Origin of the sequence: Actinocrispum wychmicini (assembly GCF_004345645.1) — a bacterium.
GTDB classification, from domain to species: Bacteria; Actinomycetota; Actinomycetes; order Mycobacteriales; family Pseudonocardiaceae; genus Kibdelosporangium; species Kibdelosporangium wychmicini.
The window spans coordinates 781284-803353 of the sequence record NZ_SLWS01000006.1 but is presented as its reverse complement, the minus strand read 5'-3'; the positions used below and the strand labels follow the sequence as shown (position 1 = coordinate 803353).

The 22070-nt window shown below is 67.8% G+C and carries 21 protein-coding genes; 7 read left to right on the top strand and 14 right to left on the bottom strand.

The window, feature by feature from the left end:
- Positions 1–117 precede the first annotated feature (117 nt).
- Together EV192_RS30185 and EV192_RS30180 are read left to right on the top strand one after the other, a co-directional pair.
- Positions 118–3597, top strand: coding sequence for a reprolysin-like metallopeptidase (locus tag EV192_RS30185; RefSeq protein ID WP_207926273.1), 3480 nt, complete (start codon positions 118–120; stop codon positions 3595–3597).
- An 81-nt stretch (positions 3598–3678) separates the two neighbouring features.
- Positions 3679–7098, top strand: coding sequence for a reprolysin-like metallopeptidase (locus EV192_RS30180; RefSeq protein ID WP_132121327.1), 3420 nt, complete (start codon positions 3679–3681; stop codon positions 7096–7098).
- A 25-nt stretch (positions 7099–7123) separates the two neighbouring features.
- Here EV192_RS30180 and pqqB read toward each other — a convergent pair whose 3' ends face one another.
- The 5 genes from pqqB to pqqA all read right to left on the bottom strand — a co-directional run bounded on the left by pqqB (position 7124) and on the right by pqqA (position 10185).
- Positions 7124–7960 carry a pyrroloquinoline quinone biosynthesis protein PqqB gene (gene pqqB, locus EV192_RS30175; RefSeq protein WP_132121325.1) on the bottom strand — a complete coding sequence of 279 codons (837 nt, stop codon included), beginning with the start codon at positions 7958–7960 and terminating at the stop codon, positions 7124–7126.
- Entirely contained in the window at positions 7957–9027 is a 1071-nt protein-coding gene (pqqE, locus tag EV192_RS30170; protein WP_132121323.1) for a pyrroloquinoline quinone biosynthesis protein PqqE, read from the bottom strand. The genes pqqB and pqqE overlap by 4 nt, the downstream gene beginning before the upstream one ends.
- Positions 9024–9290: a pyrroloquinoline quinone biosynthesis peptide chaperone PqqD gene (pqqD, locus tag EV192_RS30165; RefSeq protein ID WP_132121321.1), complete on the bottom strand. Its 267-nt coding sequence runs from the start codon at positions 9288–9290 to the stop codon at positions 9024–9026. The genes pqqE and pqqD overlap by 4 nt, the downstream gene beginning before the upstream one ends.
- Positions 9287–9967 (bottom strand): pyrroloquinoline-quinone synthase PqqC, encoded by a 681-nt coding sequence (gene pqqC / locus EV192_RS30160; protein ID WP_132121319.1) that lies wholly within the window; start codon positions 9965–9967, stop codon positions 9287–9289. The genes pqqD and pqqC overlap by 4 nt, the downstream gene beginning before the upstream one ends.
- A 119-nt stretch (positions 9968–10086) precedes the next feature.
- Positions 10087–10185, bottom strand: coding sequence for a pyrroloquinoline quinone precursor peptide PqqA (gene pqqA / locus EV192_RS30155; protein WP_132121317.1), 99 nt, complete (start codon positions 10183–10185; stop codon positions 10087–10089).
- A gap of 414 nt (positions 10186–10599) precedes the next feature.
- Between pqqA and EV192_RS30150 the strand changes: the two genes are divergently transcribed.
- A complete protein-coding gene (locus EV192_RS30150) occupies positions 10600–10968 on the top strand; it encodes a F0F1 ATP synthase subunit epsilon (protein WP_132121315.1) in 369 nt (122 codons plus the stop codon).
- Between the two features lie 25 nt (positions 10969–10993).
- Positions 10994–11461 carry a DUF2550 domain-containing protein gene (locus EV192_RS30145; protein ID WP_132121313.1) on the top strand — a complete coding sequence of 156 codons (468 nt, stop codon included), beginning with the start codon at positions 10994–10996 and terminating at the stop codon, positions 11459–11461.
- Here EV192_RS30145 and EV192_RS30140 read toward each other — a convergent pair.
- The 8 genes from EV192_RS30140 to EV192_RS30105 form a co-directional block, all read right to left on the bottom strand.
- Positions 11458–12207, bottom strand: coding sequence for an anti-sigma factor (locus EV192_RS30140; protein ID WP_132121311.1), 750 nt, complete (start codon positions 12205–12207; stop codon positions 11458–11460). The two genes, EV192_RS30145 and EV192_RS30140, sit on opposite strands and share 4 nt — an antisense overlap.
- Entirely contained in the window at positions 12204–12794 is a 591-nt protein-coding gene (gene sigK, locus EV192_RS30135) for an ECF RNA polymerase sigma factor SigK (RefSeq protein WP_132121309.1), read from the bottom strand. The genes EV192_RS30140 and sigK overlap by 4 nt, the downstream gene beginning before the upstream one ends.
- A 212-nt stretch (positions 12795–13006) precedes the next feature.
- Positions 13007–13363: a hypothetical protein gene (locus EV192_RS30130; protein ID WP_132121307.1), complete on the bottom strand. Its 357-nt coding sequence runs from the start codon at positions 13361–13363 to the stop codon at positions 13007–13009.
- A gap of 16 nt (positions 13364–13379) precedes the next feature.
- The gene (locus tag EV192_RS30125) at positions 13380–13616 is read right to left on the bottom strand and encodes a DUF397 domain-containing protein (protein ID WP_132121305.1); all 237 of its coding nucleotides are present in this window, start codon (positions 13614–13616) and stop codon (positions 13380–13382) included.
- A gap of 334 nt (positions 13617–13950) precedes the next feature.
- Positions 13951–14817 (bottom strand): helix-turn-helix domain-containing protein, encoded by an 867-nt coding sequence (locus EV192_RS30120; RefSeq protein ID WP_243727146.1) that lies wholly within the window; start codon positions 14815–14817, stop codon positions 13951–13953.
- 91 nt (positions 14818–14908) lie between these two features.
- Complete coding sequence (locus EV192_RS30115; protein WP_132121303.1) at positions 14909–15475, bottom strand: cob(I)yrinic acid a,c-diamide adenosyltransferase; 567 nt, start codon at positions 15473–15475, stop codon at positions 14909–14911.
- Between the two features lie 96 nt (positions 15476–15571).
- Complete coding sequence (locus tag EV192_RS30110) at positions 15572–16207, bottom strand: hypothetical protein (RefSeq protein WP_132121301.1); 636 nt, start codon at positions 16205–16207, stop codon at positions 15572–15574.
- A 2-nt stretch (positions 16208–16209) separates the two neighbouring features.
- Positions 16210–16755: a papain-like cysteine protease family protein gene (locus tag EV192_RS30105; RefSeq protein ID WP_132121299.1), complete on the bottom strand. Its 546-nt coding sequence runs from the start codon at positions 16753–16755 to the stop codon at positions 16210–16212.
- A gap of 139 nt (positions 16756–16894) precedes the next feature.
- Between EV192_RS30105 and EV192_RS30100 the strand changes: the two genes are divergently transcribed.
- Together EV192_RS30100 and murA are read left to right on the top strand one after the other, a co-directional pair.
- Positions 16895–17680 carry a FadR/GntR family transcriptional regulator gene (locus tag EV192_RS30100; RefSeq protein ID WP_165960670.1) on the top strand — a complete coding sequence of 262 codons (786 nt, stop codon included), beginning with the start codon at positions 16895–16897 and terminating at the stop codon, positions 17678–17680.
- Between the two features lie 67 nt (positions 17681–17747).
- Positions 17748–19019, top strand: a complete 1272-nt coding sequence (murA, locus tag EV192_RS30095; RefSeq protein ID WP_132121295.1) for a UDP-N-acetylglucosamine 1-carboxyvinyltransferase — start codon at positions 17748–17750, stop codon at positions 19017–19019.
- A gap of 3 nt (positions 19020–19022) precedes the next feature.
- Here the strand turns inward: murA and EV192_RS56080 are convergent, their stop codons facing one another.
- On the bottom strand, positions 19023–19868 hold the full coding sequence (locus tag EV192_RS56080) for a hypothetical protein (protein WP_243727145.1): 846 nt from the start codon (positions 19866–19868) through the stop codon (positions 19023–19025).
- A gap of 152 nt (positions 19869–20020) precedes the next feature.
- Between EV192_RS56080 and EV192_RS30080 the strand changes: the two genes are divergently transcribed.
- Positions 20021–22009 (top strand): protein meaA, encoded by a 1989-nt coding sequence (locus EV192_RS30080; RefSeq protein ID WP_132121293.1) that lies wholly within the window; start codon positions 20021–20023, stop codon positions 22007–22009.
- The last annotated feature ends 61 nt before the right edge of the window (positions 22010–22070 follow it).

Genomic DNA, 22070 nt, shown 5'->3' with positions numbered 1-22070 from the left:
TCACGAGGGTTTTTGGTCCATTCGGGCAGATGGATTACGACTTTCGTCTGTTATGGCGGGTGGTTCTTGTCAGAAGAATGCGTGGGTCGACATGCGTCTTTCTGAGGGGAGCCCGAGTTGGCTGTACCGTCGCGCGGCCGGAGCACGGCCGCGTTAGCAATCGCCGGGATGGCGGTCGCGATGCTGCCTGTGCTGAGCACGGCGGCACCCGCTGCCCCGGAAAACCCGTGGACCAAGGTGTCCGCACCGTCGATCGCGGCCAAGTCCGCTAGACAGACCGACGTCCACACCACCCGGTACGCCGGGTACACGTTGGACAAGCCGGTCATGCAGGCCAAGCTGGCACCCGCGGGCAACGAGGTGCTGCTGCCGACCCCGGAGGGCAAGTTCCAGCGGTTCACGCTGACCGACGCCCCGGTGATGGAGCCCGGCCTGGCGGCCGCGCACCCGGAGATCAGGACGTACTCCGGCAAGGGTGTCGAAGATCCCACTGCGACGGTCCGCGCGGACCTCACGCCGTTGGGATTCCACGCGTCGGTGCGGTCGCAGCGCGGCCAGTGGTACGTCGACCCGTACTACCACGCGGACCAGAGCCTGTACGCCAGCTACTACGGCCATGACCTGTCCGAGGTCGGCCCGCTGCAGGAGAAGGACATCGCGGGCCTGACGAAGGAGCTGCACGCGGCCCCCGCGGGCCCGGAGGTGAAGCTGCGGACGTACCGGCTGGCTCTGGTCACGGACCCGTCGTACGCGACCTACTTCGGTGCCGCGAACGTGACCGCCGCCAAGGTGACGCTGATCAACCGGGTCACCCAGATCTACGAGGACGAGCTGGCCATCCGGCTGGTCCTGATCAACGACACGGACAAGACCAACCTGAACACCCCGGCACAGGCGACCCTGGCGAACGGCCCGTGTGGGGCGGCGCCGTGCTACAAGCCGGAGGAGTTGCGGTTCTGCGACATCCCGACGCTGTTCGCCACCGGGGTCGCGCTCGGCCAGATCGTCGGCGCCGACAAGTACGACATCGGGCACCTCGGCCTCGGCGTGAACGGCGGCGGGATCGCCGGCCTCGGGGTGGTCGGCGGCGACCAGAAGGCAGTGGGCTGCACGGGTTTGCCGACGCCGGTCGGTGACTTCTACGCCGTGGACTATGTGGCGCACGAGATGGGCCACCAGTTCGGCGGCGACCACCCGTTCAACGGCACCCAGACGAACTGTTCGCTGGACAACCGCAACGGCCCGACCTCGGTGGAACCGGGCAGCGGCTCGTCGATCATGGCGTACGCCGGCATCTGCCAGCAGGACAACCTGCAGCCGCACAGCGACCCGTACTTCTCGGAGCGAAGTTTCGACGAGATCACCACGTACGTCACGTCTGACCAGCCGAACATCAACGAGCAGCAGGACGTGGCACTGCGCGACTTCGACGGCACCGACTCGTTCACCGTGAGCTACAACGGCCGGTTGTCGGCCCCTGTGGTCCGTGGGGTCAACTACACGCCGGCCGGCGTCAAGGCGGCCATCGAGGGGATCGTGGGCTGGCCGGCGGGTGCGACGGCGACCGTGGCCGGGTTCGGCAACAACACCGACAACCGGCCGATGCCGTTCGACGACACTGGTTTCCAGGTCACCTTCGGCGGAACGTTGGCGGGCAAGGACGTCGCGTCGCTGGGTCTTTCGGTGCGCGGTGGCTCCGGGAACGTCGGTGAGTCGATCAAGGGTGGTCCGGTCGAGAACCACGGCAACAAGATTGACAACACGGGCAACCACGTTCCGGTCGTGACCACGCCGTCGGCGCACACGATTCCGGTGCGTACGCCGTTCTCGCTGACCGGGAGTGCGACCGACGCGGACAGCGACGCGCTCACGTACATGTGGGAGCAGAACGACGAAGGTGGCGTCACCGGCACCGGGTTGGTCGACAACACCAAGAAGAACGGTCCGCTGTTCCGGCAGTTCGGCACCGCGGCCGTCGTCACCGCGGCCGACGCGCTGAAGTACTACTCGCCGGGCGAGAACGCGGTGAACACCAACCCGACCCGTGACTTCCCGGACCTGGCGCAGATCGCGGCGAACAACACGAACGCCAAGACCGGCGCCTGCCCGGCCGCGCCGCCGCCACCCACGTCCGGTGGAGCGACGAACGTGCCGGCCGACGTGATCGACTGCTACTCGGAGTTCCTGCCCACTTCGGACTGGGTCGGTCTGGACAACTCGCGGACTCTGCACTTCCGGCTTACCGCGCGGGATGGGCGGCTTAACGGAGGCGGTGTCGGGCACGCGGACACCACGCTGACGCTGGCCCCGTCCGCCGGGCCGTTCCTGGTGACGTCACAGGGCACGCCGTCGGTGTACGCGGGTGGTTCGACGCAGACCGTCACGTGGGACGTGGCCGGGACCAACGCGGCTCCGGTCAACGCGGCGAACGTCAAGATCTCGCTGTCCACGGACGGCGGCCTGACGTTCCCGCACGTGCTCGCCGCGTCCACGGCCAACAACGGGTCCGCGACCGTGGCGCTGCCGAACGTGCCGACGACCAAGGGCCGGATCAAGATCGAGGCGGTCGGGAACGTCTTCTTCGACCTGAACGACGCCGACATCACCATCCACGCGGCACCGGTCGTCACCGTCGCGCCGACTGCCTCCGTGCAGTACAGCGACGCGCTGACAGTTCCGGTGACGGCCAAGGACGCGGACAGCACGGTCCTGTCGGCGACCGCGACCGGCCTGCCGGCTGGGCTGTCGTTGACCGGGTCCAACGGCACGTGGACGATCTCCGGCACGACAACCGCGTCGCCAGGGGACTACTCGGTGTCGATCGCGGTGACCGACGACACCGGCGTGGCCGGCAAGGCGTCGCTCACGATCAAGGTCAAGCCTGAGGACGCGGTCGCCACGTACACCGGCGATTCCTTGGTGTACGGCAGTTCCGTGCGGTTCCGGGCCACGGTTCGGGACATCACGGACGCGTCGCCGGGTGACGTCCGCACCGGGAACGTGAGCTTCCTGGCCGACGGCAAGACGTTGTGCACGGCACCGCTCGGGTTGCTGGGCACCGCACCGACGGACGCCTCGGGCAGCTGCACGGCCAAGCTGCCGCTCGGTGTCAAGGACGTGACGGTGTCCGTGGGCGGCAACTACACCGGCACGGTGTCGACCCGGGTCGAGACCGCGCGCGACCAGTTCAAAGCCGTTGTGGGCTCGGGGTTCCTGACCGAGTCGCACTCCGCCGGGACGTACGCGGCGGATGAGGGCTCGCGGGCGGCTGTGTCGTTCGCGGTGGGTCACATCTGGTCGACCACATCCGGGTTCGCGAGCCTGACGTTCCGGTCCGGCGGCAGCTGGTACCAGATCCGGGACACCAGGTTCGACTCGTTCGGCGCCAAGGGGTCCACTTTGGACATCCGGGGCCGGGCGACGATCGTCGACATGGCGGGGAACACGGTGGCTTCGGGCACCCTGCAACTGACCGCGCAGGGCAACGCGGTCGCCATCACCCTGCTGGACGGGGACAAGCTGTTGTTCTCGTCGGACTGGACCGGCGCGATCACCCAGCAGGACCGGCTCGCGCCCGGCTCGATCCTGATCATCTGACGGCTCATCACCCGCTCTCGTGAGTGGTCCGCTTCCGGGCGGGCCACTCGCGAGGGTTTCCCTGCCTCCCAAGGAGTTTCGATGAGACCTATCGCCGCTCTGGCGGCCGCTGTGACTGTTGTCGCGTTGATACCGTTCGTGAGTACAGCCGAGTCGGACAATCCGTGGACCAGGGTCGACCGGCCTTCGGTCGCGGCCCGTTCGGCTCGTCCGGCCGACATCCGAACCGACCACTTCGCCGGGTTCACCCTGGACCGTCCGGTGATGAGTGCCAAGCTGGTGCCGTCGAGCACCCAGGTGATCCTGCCCACCCCGGAGGGCACGTTCCAGCGGTTCACGCTGGCCGACGCCCCGGTGATGGAAGCCGGGCTCGCCGCCGCGCACCCCGAGATCAGGACCTACTCCGGCAGAGGTGTCGACGACCCGACCGCGACCGTTCGGGCGGACCTGACCCCGCTGGGTTTCCACGCTTCCGTCCGGTCGCAACGCGGCCAGTGGTTCGTCGACCCGTACTACCACGCCGACCAGAGCCTGTACGCGAGCTACTACGGTCACGACGTGACCTCTGCCGGGCCGTTGGTGGAGCACGAGGAGGTCGGTGAGCTTCTCCAGGATCTCGCCCCGTTGACCGCGGGGCCCGTGGTGAAGCTGCGGACGTACCGCGTGGCTCTGGTGACGGACCCGTCGTATGCCACCTTCTTCGGCGCCGAGAACGTGACGGCGGCCAAGGTGACGTTGATGAACCGGGTCGCGCAGGTCTACGAGGACGAGACCGCCATCCGCCTGGTGCTGATCAACGGCACGGACAAGATCAACTTGAACACCGCCGAGCAGGCGATCGGGGCGAACGGCCCGTGTGGCGCCGCGCCGTGCTACACGCCGGCCCAATTGGCGTCGTGTAGCGGAAGTACGTTGAGCCGCAACAGGATTGTGCTCGGTCAGCTCATCGGCGCGTCGAACTACGACGTCGGGCACATCGGCCTCGGCGTGAACGGCGGCGGGATCGCGAGCCTCGGCGTGGTCGGCGGCAACAACAAGGCCCAGGGCTGTACGGGTCTGCCGACACCGGTGGGTGACTTCTATGCCGTGGACTATGTGGCGCACGAGATGGGCCACCAGTTCGCGGGCAACCACACGTTCAACGGCACGCAGGTGAACTGCTCCGGCGGGAACCGCAACGGCGCCAACTCGGTCGAGCCGGGCAGCGGCTCGTCGATCATGGCGTACGCCGGCATCTGCCAGCAGGACAACCTGCAGCCACACAGCGACCCGTACTGGTCGCAGCGCAGCTACACCGAGATCACCACGTACATCAACTCGGCCAGGCCGGCGATCAACGAAGTCCAGACGGTGTCGCTGACCGGGTTCGACGGCACCGACTCGGTCACGTTGAGCTTCGGTGGCGCGACCACAGCGCCGATCGTCCGTGGCACCAACTACTCGTCCGCCGGCATCAAGGCGGCCCTTGAGGCACTGCCGACCTGGCCCGCCGGGGTGACGGCCACCGTCGCCGGGTTCGGCAACCTGGCGTTCGACGACACCGGTTTCCAGGTGACGTTCTCCGGCGCCACGAAGTTCCCCTCGCTGGAGCTGGCGGTCACGGGCGCGTCGGGTTTCGTTGGCGAGACGGCCAAGGGCGGCGCGCAGGACAACGGCGGTAACCAGGTCACGGACACAACGAACCACGCGCCCGTGGTGACCGTGCCGTCCGCTTTCACGATTCCTGTTCGTACGCCATTCTCGTTGTCCGGCAGCGCCACAGACGCTGACGGCGACTCGTTGACGTACCTGTGGGAGCAGAACGACCGTGGCGCCGCGGCGGGCACAGCCCTGGTCAGCAACACCAAGACCGCTGGCCCGTTGTTCCGTCAGTTCGGCACGGCGGCGGTCGTGTCCGCCACGGACACCCTGAAGTACTACTCACCGGGCGAGAACACCATCAACGGCGACACGACGCGGGTGTTCCCGGACTATCCACAGATCGCCGTGAACAACACGAACGCCAAGACCGGCACGTGCCCGGCGGCACCCCCGGTCCCGGCGGCTGTGCCCGCGGATCTGCTCGACTGCTACTCGGAGTTCCTGCCCACGCCGGACTGGGTCGGCTTCGACGCGTCCAGGACCATGCACTTCCGGCTTACGGCCCGCGACGGCCGACCAGGAGGCGGAGGCATCGGCAGCGCGGACACAGCACTGACGCTCGCTCCGTCAGCCGGGCCGTTCCTGGTGACGTCCCAGGGCACTTCTTCGGCCTACACCGGCGGATCCACGCAAACAGTGACGTGGGACGTCGCCGGGACGGCCGACGCCCCGGTCGGGGTGTCCGCGGTGAAGATCTCGTTCTCCACCGACGGCGGCCTGACGTATCCGTACGTGCTGTCGGAAAGCACGCCGAACAACGGCACCGCGACCGTCACCGTGCCTGATGTGGCCACAACACACGGGCGGATCAAGGTGGAAGCGGTCGGGAACGTCTTCTTCGACCTGAACGACACCGACATCACGGTCCACGCCACCCCACGCGTGACTCTGTCCGGCAACACAACGGTCCAGTACAGCGACGCCTCTCCGGTAACCATCACAGCCACGGACCCGGACACAGCGGCGGCGGGACTGACCGCGGTCGCCACCGGCCTGCCCACAGGGCTTTCGTTGACCGGCTCGGCCGGCACCTGGAGCCTCTCGGGAACGGTGTCCGCACCACCCGGCGACTATCCGGTGTCCATCGCGGTGACTGACGACACCGGCGGCGTGCGAACGGCATCCTTCGTGCTGAAGGTGATCCCGGAGGACGCCACGGCCACCTACACAGGAGACTCGTTGGTGTTCGGCAATTCCGTGCTGTTGCGGGCTACAGTCCAGGACAACACGGACGCCACACCAGGCAACATCCTGACAGGCAACGTAACGTTCGCCCTGGCAGGACAGCCATTGTGTTCGTCCCCGCTGCATCCACTCGGTACAGGTGACGCCACAGGCAGTTGCACCGCCATGCTTCCCAACGGCCCCGGCGATGTAACAGTGTCCGTAGGCGGCAACTACACAGGAACCGCCGTGGCAACGGTCGAAACGGCCAAGCCGCAGAATCGTGTCGCGGTCATCGCCGGCGCGTTGACCTCCACCGGCTCAGCCGGCACCTACCCGGCCGACCCGGGATCCAAAGTAGACGTGAACGTGGCAGTCGCGTACCTCAAGGCATTGTCCGGCGCGTCCGGAGTCGACCTGGTGACCTTCAAGTCAGGAGGCAACCGGTACACAGTGGTCGGTACGAACGTAGCGTCCTTCGGTGCCCGCACAGGCGTCCTTGACCTGCGCGGCCAAGCAACCGTGTTCGACGGCTCGGGCCACCGAGTGGCGTCCGGCACCCTGAGGATCACCGCCCACGGCAACGCGGTAGCGGTGACCCTGCTCGACGGAGACACCCTCGTCTTCTCATCCGGCTGGACCGGCGCGAAAACCCAGGAGAACCCACTCACCCACGGAATAGTCCTGATCATCTGAGCCAGAGGAAGATCGACCCCGCCGGTCAGAGTGCGATCTCGGTGCCGTCCGGCGGGGCCGACGCGCCACCGGCCAGCATCGCCTCGTGCTCCGGGGACGCCGGGTCCAGCACCGGGTTGGTGTTGTTGAGATGCGTGTAGATCCACCGCTTGTCTGGATGGGCGGCGATCCGCGGCAGGCTTTCGACGATCGGGACGTGCCCCATCGCACGCTGCCCGCCGCCGCCCACCGAGCCGGACATCTCGTCCGCCGAGTAGAACGTCCCGTCGAGGATCACGCACGAGGCGTCCGCGACGAACGCGTCGAACCCGTCCGGCCACGTCTTCAGGCACGGCGCGTACACGAGCACACCGCCGGCCGGGTCGGCGATCCGGTAGGCGACCACCCAGGGACCGTCCGCTGTGGACTCGACGTACTTCGGCCGCTTGTCACTGACCGGGAACGCGGTGACCGACAACCCCGCGAGCACGAAGTCCGCCGACCACGTCCACGAGCCGTACCGCGACACGATGTCCCGCAACGGCCGTAGCCCGTCCAGCACCGCTGGCGGCGCCCACACCCGCAGGCCGGCGCCTTCACGGAGCATGGTGAGACCGAGGGTGTGATCCAGTTCGGCGTCGGTCAGCAAGACCCCGCGCACCGGGGTGTCGCGTGGACCCGGCCCTGCCCGGAGGCTCTTGGTCGACAGGATCTGCGACCGGATGTCCGGTGACGCGTTCACCAGATACCAGTCGGTCCCGTCAGCGCTGACCGCGACGCAGTCCTGGCTTCGCGGCGGCAGACCGGCGGTGCACATCCGGCACGCGCAGTTCCACTGTGGGAAGCCGCCGCCGGCCGCGGTTCCCAGCAACACCACCTTCATCGCGACACTCGCATCACGAACTCCGAAGGCGTGGTCTCGGCGAGGATCCGGTCGACGATCCCGCGTGCTGGCGACTTCGTGCACACTGGGTCGGTCGCGGCGGCGTCGCCGGTCAGCAGGAACGCCTGGCAGCGGCAGCCGCCGAAGTCGACCTCCTTGCGCGCGCAGCCGCGGCACGGCTCAGGCATCCAGTCGGTGCCGCGGTACGCGTTGAAGGACTCGGAGCGGTACCAGATGTCCGAGAGGGCCGTGGAGAGCACGTTGTCCAACTTCAACGTGGCGATCGCGGACGCGGCTGGGCACGGCAGCACGTCCCCGTTCGGCGCGACGGTCAGCTGCCGGGAACCCCAGCCGTACATGCACGGCTTCGGGTACTCGGAGTAGTAGTCCGACACCACGTACACGATCAACATCTTGTCCCGCAGCCGTTCCGTGGCCGCACGGACCACCGGCTCGGCCGCGGCGAGCTGGTCGGCCGTGGGCATCAGGGCGTCCCGGTTGCGCAGTCCCCAGCCGTAGTACTGGGTGTTCGCCAGCTCCAGCCGGTCGGCGCCCATCTGTTCGGCCAGCTCGATCAGGGCGCCGACCTGATGGTGGTTGGCCCGGTGCAGCACCACGTTCACGGTCAACGGCAGGTCGAGCCGCTTGACCACCGCGGCCGCGGCCAGCTTGTGGTGGTGCGCCCGCACACCGGCGATCCGGTTCGCCATCGCCGCGTCCGCGCCCTGCACCGACAGCTGGACGTGGGCGAGCCCACGGCCGGCCAGGTCGGTCAGCCGTTCCTCGGTGAGGCCGAGGCCGCTGGTCACCAGGTTGACGTAACACCCGAGATCGGACGCGTGCGCCACCAGGGCCGGCAGGTCGTGCCGCGCCAGCGGTTCGCCGCCGGACATGTGCACCTGCAGCACACCGAGGTCGCGGGCCTGGGTGAGCACCGAGATCCACTGCTCGGTGGTCATCTCGTTGGCGCGGGTCACCAGTTCGATCGGGTTGGAGCAGTACGGGCAGTGCAGCGGGCACCGGTGAGTCAACTCGGCCAGCAAACCCAGCGGCGGCGGAATGGTCATGTCCACTCGGCCACCCGCCGCTCGTGCAGGCGGGTCAGGATGTCCTGGACGTCCCGCGCGCGGACACCGGTGTACTTCTCGCCCAGCGCGGCCGTGATCTCGGCGACCGTGGCCACACCGTCGCACAGCCGCAGCACGTCGGCGGCGGTCTTGTTGGGCACGAGGACCCCTTCGGGGAACAGCAGGACGTCAGTGTCGCGGGTCCGGTCGTAGGTCAGCCGCACGCCTCGGCGCAGGCGCGGACGGGACGAGGGCTCGATCATTCCTTCACCGAAGCCCGTTCGATCGCGTCCAACATGGACCACAGCACGTCGCACTTGAACGCCAGGGCGGCGATCGCGGCCTCCTGCTTGGCGCGGGTGTCGCTGTACCGGACCACGATGTCCACAGTGGCCTGACCTTCGCCGGCGACGGCGTCGATCCGGTTGGTGAAGTACGCCAGGTCCGCCTGGCGGATCCACGGGTAGTTCGCCAGCATGTCCGCGACTCGTTGGCGCATCAGGTGCCCGGAGAACATCTCGGTCAGGCCGGACGCGACCGCCTCGACCCACGGCCGGGTGCGCGCGAACGTGACGTACGCGTCGACCGCGAACCGGACGCCGGGCACCACGTGCCGCTCGTCGAGAACCTCGTCGCGGTCGAGTCCGACGGCCTCGCACAGCCTCAGCCAGCGCTCCCGGCCGCCGTCCCCTTCCTCCGTGCCGTCGTGGTACACGATCCGGGGCAGCCAGTCGCGGCGGACCTGCGGCACCGGGCAGTTGCCGATGATCGCCGCATCCTTCTGCGGCAGCATGCACTGGTAGTACCAGCGGTTCGCGGCCCACGTGCGCAGCTCGAACTCCGACAGCGCGCCCTCGTGCAGGCGGCGGTGGAACGGGTGGGTTCCCCAGTACCTGGGGGACAGGCCGCGCAGCGCCGCGACGAACTCTACGGCGGCCATGGGGGAGTTCTGAGTGGACACTCGACGTCCCTTCTTCAGTGCAGCGGGTGGCGGCGCCTCGGGTCGGGTGACGGGCGGCGGCGGGAACCGGACGCGGTCCGGTTCCCGCCTGTCCGATGTCAGTCCATGCGGGCCGCGTACGCGGTGACCTCCATGGGCGTTTCGTACTCGACGAAGTCCGGAGTGGTCCAGACCTCGCGCTCGGTAGTTTCGATCATGTGCGACTCCTCGGATTGATGACGGCCGAGGGCGGCCGCCGTGGGAGAAGGGCCGGTGTCCAGCACCACCACAGTAAGAGCAGGTCTTGCCGGAAAGCTAGCCCTGACAGGCGCTTTCGTGCGAACACAAGACTTTCGTCCCTGTCATCGGAACAGCATTCGTCTACTTTGTTACCCGTAGTCACGCGACACGTCGGATGTCTGACCATATGGTCACCCACAGGAACCAACCCGGCGACTACGCAACGTCCACACCGAGTTCCATCGCGGTCCGCCGGGTCCACTGTGGTGACTCTGGTTGATCCTCGTTCACCTCGGTGAACCCCTTAAGCAATCCACACCGGGAGGGGCGTCGAGGTCACCGGGACACGCCGTCTAGACTGGGTGAACCGGAACACGAACGGAGAAACACACGTGGCCGAGATTTCCGTTGAACTCGTCGCTGTCGAGCGCCGCCTCTGGTCGGGGCGCGCGACCATGGTGATCGCGCAGACCACTGAGGGCGAGCTCGGCGTGCTGGCCGGCCACGAGCCGTTGCTGGGCCAGCTCGTCGAAGGCGGTGTCGTCAAGATCCGCACGGTGGACGGTGAGACGGTCGTCGCGGCCGTCCATGGCGGTTTCCTGTCGGTCACCGGCGACGGCGTGAGCATTCTCGCCGAGTCCGCCGAACTGGCCGACGAGATCGACGTCGAGCAGGCCAGGGCCGAAGTGGCCGCGGCCGAGGACGCGGACGCGAGGGCCAGAGCAGAGGCCCGCGTTCGTGCCGCCGGACAGACGGTCTGACAGCGCGAGACAGGCGGGGGCGGCCGTGGAGATCCTCTGGGTGACCGGAACGCTCCTGGCCGTCGGGGTGGCCGTGCTGTTCCTGCTGGCCGTCCGACGGGTCCGGCTGGTCCGGGCCGGCGGCATCAACGTCGCGCTGCGCACCCATCTGGACAATCCGCGTGGCTGGCATCTGGGTGTGGCGCGGTATCACGGCGACGAGTTCGCCTGGTATCGCGCGCTGAGCCTGCGCAGCGGCCCCAACCGGATCATCCAGCGGGACGGCTTCGAGATCGGCGACCGCCGCGAGCCTGAACCGCAAGAGCTGTACGGCGTCCCGTCGGGCGCGATCGTGTTGCGCTGCCGGGCCGAACTGGATCCGCCGCGGTCGAAGCGGGCGTTCGGCGGCCCGGACACCGAGGTCGAGATCGCGATGTCACCGGACGCCCTCACCGGTTTTCTCTCGTGGCTGGAGTCCGCGCCCCCCGGGCGGCGCCTCCCCTACGCGTCCTAAATCCTGATCGTCACCGGTCCCAGGATGGGCTTTGTCGGTGTGCTGGAGCCGCCCATCGGTTCCACCGTGAACGCCAGGCCGCTGGCGCCCTGGCCGGAAGCCAGGTCGTCGGCTGTCAGCGAGCCGGTAGAGGTCGCCAGAATGCCCGCTGAGGCCACGGTTCCGTTCGGCTTGGTGAACCACGCCTGGTAGACGCGGTTGGCGGGCAACGCGGGCAGGCCGTGCACCAGGACGACCATTCCGTTGCGGCTGCGGGAGATGACCGCGGTCACGTTGCCGCCTTCGACCGTGCCCGTACTCACCTGCGCGTCCGGGGCGCTCAGCACGGACTGCAGCTTGTCCAGCTGGTTCTGCGACTGGGCGAGCTGGTCCTCCAGCCGGTCGTTGGACGTGATCCACCCCACACCGAGGCCCGCCGCGACGACGAGACTGGCCGCCGCCGCGAACACGGCGAGCCGGGTCGGCCAGCGATTCGACTTCAACACCACGGAATCCGACGACAGCGGCGGCAGTTGCCGAACCTGGGTCGCGGCGGTGCGCACGCGGTTCCACAGGTGCGGCGGCGGGGTGGTCGCCGTGGCCAGGCCAAGGCGTGCCGTGGTCTCCCGCAGCTCGGCGACCTCCTGGGAGCAGGCCGTGCAGCCGGCCATGTGGTCCTCGAACGCCCGCCGCTCCACTTCGGACAGCGCGTCCAGCACGTACGCCCCGGTCAGCGTGTGCACGTCGTTGTTCAGCCCGCTGCTCACGCGGTCACCCCCATGCAGTCACGGAGGCGGATCAGGCCGTCCCGCAGTCTTGTCTTGACCGTCCCGAGTGGTGAGTCGAGCAGGTGCGCGACCTCCCGGTAGGTGTAGCCCTGGTAGTAGGCGAGCATGACCGACTCACGCTGCAGGTCGGTCAGACTGCCCATGCAGCGCCGAACCTGTTCGCGTTCCAACCGGCCGGTGACCACTTCGGTGACTTCGTCGAACGGCCGGATGCTCTCGGCACGTGCCGCCCGCGTGTCGCGTTCGGTGCTGGCCTGTGCCGACCGGACCCGGTCGACCGCCTTGCGGTGCGCGATGGTCATGACCCATGACAACACGGTCCCACGGTCCCGGCTGTAGCGCGTCGCGGACCGCCAAAGCTCCAGGAAGACCTCCTGCGCCACCTCCTCCGACTGGGCCGGATCGCGCAGAACCCGTTGGACCAGGCCGAAAACCGGGGCGGACAGTTGCCGGTAGAGCTGTTCGAAGGCCACGTCGTCACCACGAGCCACGCGCGGCAGGAGTTCATCCAGGGCGGCAGGACCCTGTCCACCCGAGTCACGTGACCGTTGCGCTCGCTCCCGCATCAGCACCCCTTCTCGTCTGTCCACCGGAATTCGATCCGGTCGGGACAGCGGATTGGTCCGTGCTGAAACCTTAGGGGCTTGTCAACGGGTGGACGCCGCCTTGCCGCGGGAGCGACCCCAACGGTTCACTCCCGCGGCGAAGCGCACACCCAACAGGCGGATGAACGCCCGGGGACCACCATTTCGGTGATCCCTGGGCAGCACAGTGGGGCTCACGCGGACGCGGACAGCCATTTCGACCTGCCTGGACGGGCCGGAACCCAGCACCCCTTGACCAGTGGCTCATCGCCGGGCTGTGGGTCCGGAAGGGCGAGCAGTTCGGCGACCACTTCGGCCGACCGGCCGCTGGATCGCCAGAAAACCTTGTAGGGAAAGAAGATGTCCGATTCGTCCCCTGGGATACGGGTGGCGTCGGCGTCGTACTCTCCGTAGATCTGTACGACGTCGACGACACCATGATGCACCCGTACCCCCACCACCGCGGCGACCTCGCCTGCGGCGTCGCGCGGGTGCGCGAAGCTGAAGCCGCGGGCCATCAACTCCCGCAACTGGTCTTCGAACTCGTCCATGTCGCCGCCACCTGTTTCACAACAGCACGTCGTCGAACTCACCGAGCTTCGCGCCGGCGAGGAAGGCGGCCATCTCGGCCCTGGTGTAGATCAGCGCAGGGCCGTTCGGAAACCTCGAGTTCCGCACGGCGATCTCGCCTGTTTCGAGCGTCGCGACTTCGACGCAGTTGCCGACGGCGCCGCTCATGCGGCTGCGTCGCCAGTCCACTCCGCCGAGCAAGTCAGCGGAAACCCCGTTGTGTACAGCGGTCATGAAGTGCTCCCACCTTGTCCCCGACAATCCCCGACATTGCCCTGGCGGCGGCACGTCTGGATCTTCGTGCAAGAGAAAGGTAGCACGCCGACTGCACGAGCGCATGCACGTGCATCTGCACGAATTTCACACATGAGTTGAAACTGGGGATGATCCGGAGAATTCTCCACGGTCGGTGAGAGGATGTCACGTTAGGTGAACGTGAAGCCGCCTTTTGGCGGGTTTGTGAGTGAATCCCGTCCAACTGTCCTGGGCATATTCGTGGACAGGTATCGATTCGGACTCTGTGAACGGGCGCCGTGAACAGGCCACTACCCAGGGTGCGCGGGCCGTCTCAGAGGGTCTGCAGCGACTTCGCGATCGTCCGGCGGGTCTGGTCCGGCGTCTCCGCCTCGACCACCAGGCGGTGCGCCGCCTTGCTGTAGACCTCGACCTCGTCCACCTTGTCGAGGTACAGCGCGCCGCAGATGTGCTCGAGGTAGACGATGTCCGGCAGCTCCGGCTCGGCGAACCGCAGCAGGGTGAACGCGTTCTCGGCCTGGGAGCCGCCCAGCTCGAACGGCACGATCTGGAGCGACACGTTCGACATCCGGGTCACGTCCATCAGGTGCTCCAACTGGGCCCGCAGCACCTTCCGGCCGCCGATCTGGCGGTGGATGCACGCCTCCTCGATCACCGCCCACAGCCGCGGCGCCTGCGGTGACTGCAGCAGGCGTTGCCGTTGCATCCGCAGGTTCACCCGGCGGTCGATCTCCTCCGGCGGCGCGTCCGGACGGCCCCGGACCATCACCGCGCGGGCGTACGCCTCGGTCTGCAGCAGGCCCGGGATGAAGGACGTCTCGTACGTCTGGATCCGGGACGCCGACTCCTCCAGGCCGACGAAGTCCTGGAACCAGTGCGGCATCAGGTCGTTGTACCGCTGCCACCAGCCGGGCTGGTTGGACTCGCGGACCAACGCGAGGAACAGGTCCCGCTCCTGCTCGTCGGTGATGCCGTACAGGGTCAGCAGGTCGGCGACGTCGCGCTCCTTGAAGCTGACCCGGCCGAGCTCGACCCGGCTGATCTTGGAACCGGAGCCGCGGATGGCGTACCCGGCGTCCTCCCGCGAGATGCCCTTGCCCTCACGCAGCCGCCGCAACTGGCTGCCCAGCACCATTCGACGCGCGGTGGGGCCACTGCCAGCGGGCTCACCCGTGGGCATGGCAACCTCCGGTCTTCCTGGTGGCGGGGCTCGGTGCTGCTCCGTGGCGACCACACACTCTAAGCCCTGTGCGGCCCGCCAGTGTGCAACCCTAGCGATCACCACCCGGCTGCCACAGCACGTCACCCTCCGGATTCGCCAGTCGGCACAGAATGAACAGCAGGTCGGACAGGCGGTTGAGGTATTTGGCGGTGAGCGGGTTGGTGCGCTCGGCGTCGGTCTCGATCAACGCCCAGGTCGCCCGTTCGGCCCTTCGGGTGACAGTGCGTGACACGTGCAGCAGCGCCGCCCCCGGGGTGCCGCCGGGCAGGATGAACGACGTCAGTGTGGTCAGCCTGCCGTTGAACTCGTCGCACCACGCCTCCAGCCGCTCCACATAGGACTCGGTGATCCGCAGCGCCCGGTCGTCCGGCTTGATCGGGTTGCACAGGTCACCGCCCACGTCGAACAGGTCGTTCTGTACCGCGCGCAGCACACCTGTGATCTCCTCGGACAGCCCGCCCATGGCGATGGCGACCCCGATCGACGAGTTCGCCTCGTCCACGTCGGCGTACGCGGCGAGGCGTTCGTCGGTCTTGCGCACACGCGAGAAGTCACCGAGCGCGGTGGTCCCGTCGTCGCCGACGCGGGTGTAGATGCGAGTGAGATGTACAGCCATGCCAGTAGCTTATGGGGTGCGGGCGGTGTTTGATCGTCCTCGCTGCGCTCGGACCGGCTTGGCCGCCCGAAGGCGGCCAAGCCGGCCGTCACTCGGTTATGACAGTGACCGGCGCCTTGTCATCACCCAGCCGGCGATGAGCACGGTGGCGAGCATGCCGCCGCCGATGAGCCATCCGGGTGAATCCGTGTCCGAATCACGCGGTGCATATCCGCCCGCGGCACCCGACTTCGCGTAGTCGGAGCCGGGCAGCTTGTCCGCGTACTTCGCGTGCACGATTCGCTGGTACTGCGTGACATTCACACCTGTGCCGACCGCGGTGCGGGCGGACTCGTTGAGCGGCAACACTTTGTTGTCGCGCAACGCGTACCAGGCGTTGACCTGCGGCTCGCGGAACACGGTCGCGCCCGGTCCGGCGGCCTTGGCGTACCGGGACTCGTCGTCACCGGACGCGATGTTGGCGACCTGACCGCCGGCCATCCAGACGGTCGCCACGCGCCCGTCAGCCGACTTGGCTGTCTTCGCCGTGTACTGCAGGTTGGCCACCGGACCCTGCCCGGACCGCACGAAGTCCGCGGCCAGGTAGTAGACCGGCACGCCGTCCGTGGTGACGGACGCCGTCGCGCCGAGGAACTGCGCCGCCGGCCCGGACGGGTCCTGGTCGGCGTTCGCGGGCAGGCCCAGCCCCAGACCGGCAGCGGCAAGGGCAGCCACGATGATGATCTTGCGCATCGTCAGGCTCCGATCCGGTACAGGGAGTGGGTCCAGCTGAACGAGTTGTTCGAGACGTAGTAGTTGTAGGAGGCCCAGTTGTAGCGGTAGTTGTCCGGCCAGGGGTCACCCCAGTAGACGAACCCGTTGTCCGGGTTGTAGCCGTACAGCACATGCATGTGCCCGCCGCCGGAACTCCACTGGATCCGGGTCATCATCGGCCGGTTGGCGTTCACCTCGGTGACCACGGTCTGCCAGTACAGGGTTCCGGAGATGTAGTTGCCCCGGGAGATGCCCATCTGGCCGAACGCCTGTTGGTCGTTGGCCAGCGTGGCCTGGTTGTTCGGGCACGACGAGTTCATCGACCGGCCGAACGCGAGGTTGCAGAACTGGTTCTGGGAGTAGCTGCGGCCCCACCATGCGGCGACGGTGTTGCCGCTGCCGGCCCAGCACCAGTTCGACTGCTGCTGGGCTTGCATGGAGATGTTCAACGTGCCCGCCGACGCGACCGACGGAAGCGCGCCGAGCAGGGCGAATGTCAACAACAGGATCAATCGGGTACGAAACATCGCGACTCCTTGTGCAGGGGGGAGGAGCCTGTTGATTGGACCAAAGATTGGCCCATATGTTTTGTACGCTCCCAACCCGGCGAGGTCAACCCGGTGGATGAGCTATGTTCGTGTTCGGCGTGGTTGGGGAGCGGTGGACTTGAGAGCACGGACAAGCGATGGGCTGTCGTTGAACCTGAGCCTGGACCTGGCGGCACCCGGCCCGATGAAGGTCAAGTCGGCGGCCGAGCAACTGGTGGACCGATTGATCACGTCGATCGCGCTCGGCGCGCTGCTGCCCGGACAGAAGCTACCGCCGGAGCGTGAGTTCGCCTCCCGGCTCAACGTCAGCCGCACCACCCTGCGCGACGCGCTGCACCAACTGGAGTCGCTGGGCTACGTGAGCATCACGCGCGGCCGCAGCGGCGGCGTGCGCGTGCACAGCACCTGGGGCCCGGAGTCCGGCTCACACATCCGCAGCATGCTGCTGCCCCGATGGCAGCACCTGACGTGGCTGTTCGACCTGACGCGCACGCTGCTGCCCGCCATCGCCGGGCTGGCCGCGGAACGCCGCGCCGACGAGCACATCCGCAAGATCTGGGCGGCGGCCGAGGCGTACACGAAAGCCGAGGAACGCGACCATATGCGTGCCGCGGACCACGCCCTGCACTCCGCGGTCGCCGAGGCCACCGGAAACCCTTACTACGTCAGCATTGACTCGCAGTTGCGGATCCAGCTCACGTTCGGGACGGACTCGCTGCCCTATGACGCGGAGATCCGGCAACGGGCCCTGGACGACCACCGGGACATCGCGGCGGCCATCGAGGCCGGCGACAGCGCCCGCGCGGCCGAGCTGACCAAGCACCACTTCGTTGACCTGGCGGAGAAACCGATGCTCCGGCTGCGGCAGCGGGTCGAGGCCGCGGGAGCCGGCGAATCGGGCTGAGACACCCAAATCGGCGTGCTCGAACCGCTCCGTACGATTGGCGCCTATCCGAGTCCGAGGAGGGTGCGTGTCTGAGCATTTCCGGGTGCACGGCGGTGCGCGGCTGGTCGGCGCGGTCGATGTGGTCGGCGCCAAGAACAGCGTGCTGAAGCTGATGGCGGCCGCGCTCCTCGCGGAGGGCACCACCACCATCACCAACTGCCCGCAGATCCTGGATGTGCCGTTCATGGCCGACGTGCTGCGCAGCATCGGCTGTGACGTCACGGTCGACGGCAGCACCGTCGTCATCACGACGCCGTCGGAGCTGAACCACCAGCCGGACGCGGCGTCCATGGGCAAGCTGCGCGCGTCCGTCTGCGTGCTCGGCCCGCTTGTCGGCCGTTGCCGCCGCGCGGTCGTCGCCCTGCCTGGCGGTGACGCGATCGGCTCACGGCCGTTGGACATGCACCAGAGCGGCCTGCGTCAGCTCGGCGCGACCAGCGAAATCGAGCACGGCTCGGTGGTCGCGCACGCCGAGGACCTGCGCGGAGCACAGATCTGGCTCGACTTCCCCAGCATGGGCGCGACCGAGAACATCCTGATGGCCGCCGTCCTCGCCGAGGGCACGACGGTGATCGACAACGCCGCCCGCGAGCCGGAGATCGTCGACCTGTGCACGATGCTCCAGCAGATGGGCGCCAAGATCGACGGCGCCGGCACGTCCACGTTGACCGTCCACGGCGTGGCGTCCCTCGAACCGACCGAGCACCGCGTGATCGGCGACCGGATCGTCGGCGCGACCTGGGCCTTCGCCGCCGCGACCACATGCGGCGACATCACCGTCCGCGGCGTCGACCCGCACCACCTCGACCTGGTGCTGGACAAACTCCAGACGGCAGGCGCGTCGGTCACGGTCGCCGCCGACCAGGAGTTCCGGGTGGTGATGGACGAACGGCCCAAATCGGTCGACTTCGTCACCCTGCCCTACCCCGGTTTCGCCACCGACCTGCAGCCCTTCGCGATCGCCCTCTGCGCGGTCTCCGACGGCACCGCCATGATCACCGAGAACCTGTTCGAAGCCAGGTTCCGCTTCATCGAGGAGATGATGCGGCTCGGCGCGGACGCCCGAACCGACGGCCACCACGCGGTCATCCGAGGCGTCGAGCGCCTGTCAAGCGCGCCGGTCTGGGCGTCGGACATCCGAGCGGGCGCCGGCCTCGTCCTGGCCGGGCTCTGCGCGGACGGCGTGACCCAGGTGTGGGACGTGTTCCACATCGACCGCGGCTACCCGTCCTTCGTGGAGAACCTCAACCGCCTCGGCGCCCAAGTCGAACGAGTCACCGCCACCCCGGAGCGCTGACGGCTACTCGGTCGCCTTGGGGTGACCAATGCCGGCGTGCGTTACCCATACCGTGTGTCGTTCTTCGTCCAGCAAGTACCAGATCCGGCCGTTGCTGGTGACCTCGATCTGCCACTGCGGCAGACCCCGGTGGTCGCGAACGCCTGTTGACAGCACATTGTGCAGGCGGTGGTGGCGGTGGTTCGGCTTGCCCGGACCATGGCCTGGATCGTTGCGCATGGTCTCCCATGCCTCGCGCAAGTTGCTCGCCGCCTGGTTCTCCAGGTCCTGCCAGCCGTTGACGGCTTCGTCGGTCTTGAAGCGAATCTCCCATTCGGCGCCGACGGCCGGCGGCGGCACCTGATCACCCTCCTGGAAACCCATGCCTTCGGTGCTCCCGGGCTCCGGGATCTCATCTAAGTCCTCGCTGTCCTGCTGGAGGATGGCCACCAGTTCGGGATCCGCGAGGACCTCGGCCGTGTGCTGCCATTCGGTGATCAGCTGGATGACCGGAGCGAGGTTGTCCAGCGACTCGGCTGCCTCCAGAACATCGAACAGTTCGACGATGAACGTCCGCAGGCCTTCCTCGGACAGAAACCGCACCCACGGAAGCACCTTGGGCAGCACCGTGGCCATCAAGCCACGGGCTTCGGGAACCGTCTGCATCAGGATGGCGAAGACCTTGGTCGTGAAGGACACGACCTCGCGCTCCTCGGCGACGCGACTGGCCGTGATGAGCATCAAGTCCTCGTCCTCGCCGCGGCGATGCACGACCAACGACCGCGTGGGCGACTCGGACAGCTTGCGCACCGCCTCGACCGGCTTGTTGGACAGCTCGGAGAAGTTGATCTCCGGTGGACTGGTCGTCATAGTTTCAAACTACTTTCAAACTCGTCCGGTCGCCAGTGATCTGGCGAGTGTGACCTGATCGGGTGACCTGTCTCGATACTGTGACTCGACGCACCTCACGGCCGGATTACCGCTCAGTACCCTCAGGGAATCCCCGGCTGACGGAGGTTCCTGTGCCGTACCCGACCGACCGTGAGCGTGACCGGCCCTGGGTCATGCGGACCTATGCCGGCCACTCGTCGGCCGCCGCGTCGAACAGCCTGTACCGGCGCAACCTGGCGAAGGGGCAGACGGGGTTGTCGGTCGCGTTCGACCTGCCGACCCAGACCGGGTACGACCCGGACCACGAGCTGTCCCGTGGCGAGGTCGGCAAGGTCGGGGTGCCGGTCAGCCACATCGGCGACATGCGGCAACTGTTCGACGGCATCCCGCTCGCGACGGCGAACACGTCGATGACGATCAACGCGACGGCCATGTGGCTGCTCGCGCTGTACGTGACCGTCGCCGAGGAGCAGGGCGCGGATGTCGCGTCGCTGACGGGGACGACGCAGAACGACATCATCAAGGAGTACCTGTCGCGCGGGACGTACGTGTTCCCGCCGGGACCGTCGCTGCGGCTGATCACGGACATGGTCGCGTGGACCGTCACGAACGTGCCCAAGTGGAACCCGATCAACATCTGCAGCTACCACCTGCAGGAGGTGGGCGCGAACCCGGTGCAGGAGGTCGCCTACTCGCTCTGTACGGCCATCGCGGTGCTCGACGCCGTCCGCGACTCGGGCCAGGTGCCTGCGTCGGAGTTCGGCCCGGTGGTCGCGCGCATGTCGTTCTTCGTGAACGCGGGCGTGCGGTTCATCGAGGAGATGTGCAAGATGCGCGCGTTCGCGGCCCTGTGGGACGAGATCACGCTGGAACGCTACGGCGTGGAGAACCCCAAGCACCGCCGTTTCCGCTACGGCGTGCAGGTCAACTCCTTGGGGCTGACGGAAGCGCAGCCTGAGAACAACGTGCAACGGATCGTGTTGGAGATGCTCGCGGTCTCGTTGTCCCGCAACGCCCGTGCGCGTGCCATCCAACTGCCGGCGTGGAACGAGGCGCTCGGTCTGCCGCGCCCGTGGGATCAGCAGTGGGCGCTGCGGATGCAGCAGGTGCTGGCGTACGAGACGGACCTGTTGGAGTACGAGGACATCTTCGACGGCTCACCGGTGATCGAGTCCAAGGTCGACGAGATCATGGGCGGTGCGCGCGCCGAGATCGACCGAGTGCAGGCCATGGGCGGCGCGGTGGCCGCGGTCGAGAGCGGCTACATGAAGACCCAGCTCGTCGGTTCACTGGCCGCCCGACGGATGCGCATCGAAGCCGGCGAGGAGACCATCGTCGGCGTCAACAAGTTCGACACCACCGAACCGAGCCCGCTGCAGGCCGAAGGCGCCCAAGCGATCGAACGGCTCGACCCGGCGGTCGAACAGCACGCCGTCACCGCCATCCAGTCCTGGCGCGCCGCCCGCGACCAGTCCGCTGTGGACACCGCGCTGGACACCCTGCGGGAAGCGGCGAAGACCGACGTCAACCTGATGCCGGCGACACTGGCGTGTGCGCGCGTTGGAGCGACCACCGGCGAATGGGCCGGCGCGCTGCGCGAGGTGTTCGGCGAATACCGTGCCCCCACAGGGGTTTCCGGGGTTTCAGTCGGCGACGGCGAGGAACTCGCGCGCGTCCGGTCCCGGGTCCAGGCGACGTCCGCCGAACTCGGCCAGCGCCTGCGGATGCTGGTCGGCAAGCCCGGCCTTGACGGTCACTCGAACGGCGCCGAGCAGGTCGCCGTCCGGGCCCGTGACGTCGGTTTCGAGGTCGTCTACCAGGGGATCCGGCTGACCCCGGACCAGATCGTGGCGGCCGCCGTGCAGGAAGGCGTGCACGTGGTCGGCCTGTCCGTGCTGTCCGGCTCACACCTGGAAGTGGTGCCGGCGGTGGTGGCCGGGCTCGAAGCGGCGGGCGCGGCGGACATCCCGGTGGTGGTCGGCGGGATCGTGCCGCCGGAGGACGAGAAGGTGTTGTTGGCCAAGGGGGTCGCGCGGGTCTTCACCCCGAAGGACTACGAGCTGACCGAGATCATGTCCGGCATCCTCGACCTGATCAGGGAGACCCACGGCCTGGCCTGAGGTCGCTCAGCTTTCGAAGGGCCGGCTGTCGGTCTTGGCCGGCCTGTCCCATCGGGCTAGC

Excerpts from the sequence above, each read along its gene's own strand:
- EV192_RS30180 (WP_132121327.1), top strand. The coding sequence starts at position 3,679 with ATGAGACCTATCGCCGCTCTGGCGGCCGCTGTGACTGTTGTCGCGTTG.
- pqqB (WP_132121325.1), bottom strand. The coding sequence starts at position 7,960 with ATGAAGGTGGTGTTGCTGGGAACCGCGGCCGGCGGCGGCTTCCCACAG.
- pqqE (WP_132121323.1), bottom strand. The coding sequence starts at position 9,027 with ATGACCATTCCGCCGCCGCTGGGTTTGCTGGCCGAGTTGACTCACCGG.
- pqqD (WP_132121321.1), bottom strand. The coding sequence starts at position 9,290 with ATGATCGAGCCCTCGTCCCGTCCGCGCCTGCGCCGAGGCGTGCGGCTG.
- pqqC (WP_132121319.1), bottom strand. The coding sequence starts at position 9,967 with ATGGCCGCCGTAGAGTTCGTCGCGGCGCTGCGCGGCCTGTCCCCCAGG.
- pqqA (WP_132121317.1), bottom strand. The coding sequence starts at position 10,185 with ATGATCGAAACTACCGAGCGCGAGGTCTGGACCACTCCGGACTTCGTC.
- sigK (WP_132121309.1), bottom strand. The coding sequence starts at position 12,794 with ATGCGGGAGCGAGCGCAACGGTCACGTGACTCGGGTGGACAGGGTCCT.
- EV192_RS30130 (WP_132121307.1), bottom strand. The coding sequence starts at position 13,363 with ATGGACGAGTTCGAAGACCAGTTGCGGGAGTTGATGGCCCGCGGCTTC.
- EV192_RS30125 (WP_132121305.1), bottom strand. The coding sequence starts at position 13,616 with ATGACCGCTGTACACAACGGGGTTTCCGCTGACTTGCTCGGCGGAGTG.
- EV192_RS30120 (WP_243727146.1), bottom strand. The coding sequence starts at position 14,817 with ATGCCCACGGGTGAGCCCGCTGGCAGTGGCCCCACCGCGCGTCGAATG.
- EV192_RS30115 (WP_132121303.1), bottom strand. The coding sequence starts at position 15,475 with ATGGCTGTACATCTCACTCGCATCTACACCCGCGTCGGCGACGACGGG.
- EV192_RS30110 (WP_132121301.1), bottom strand. The coding sequence starts at position 16,207 with ATGCGCAAGATCATCATCGTGGCTGCCCTTGCCGCTGCCGGTCTGGGG.
- EV192_RS30105 (WP_132121299.1), bottom strand. The coding sequence starts at position 16,755 with ATGTTTCGTACCCGATTGATCCTGTTGTTGACATTCGCCCTGCTCGGC.
- EV192_RS56080 (WP_243727145.1), bottom strand. The coding sequence starts at position 19,868 with ATGACGACCAGTCCACCGGAGATCAACTTCTCCGAGCTGTCCAACAAG.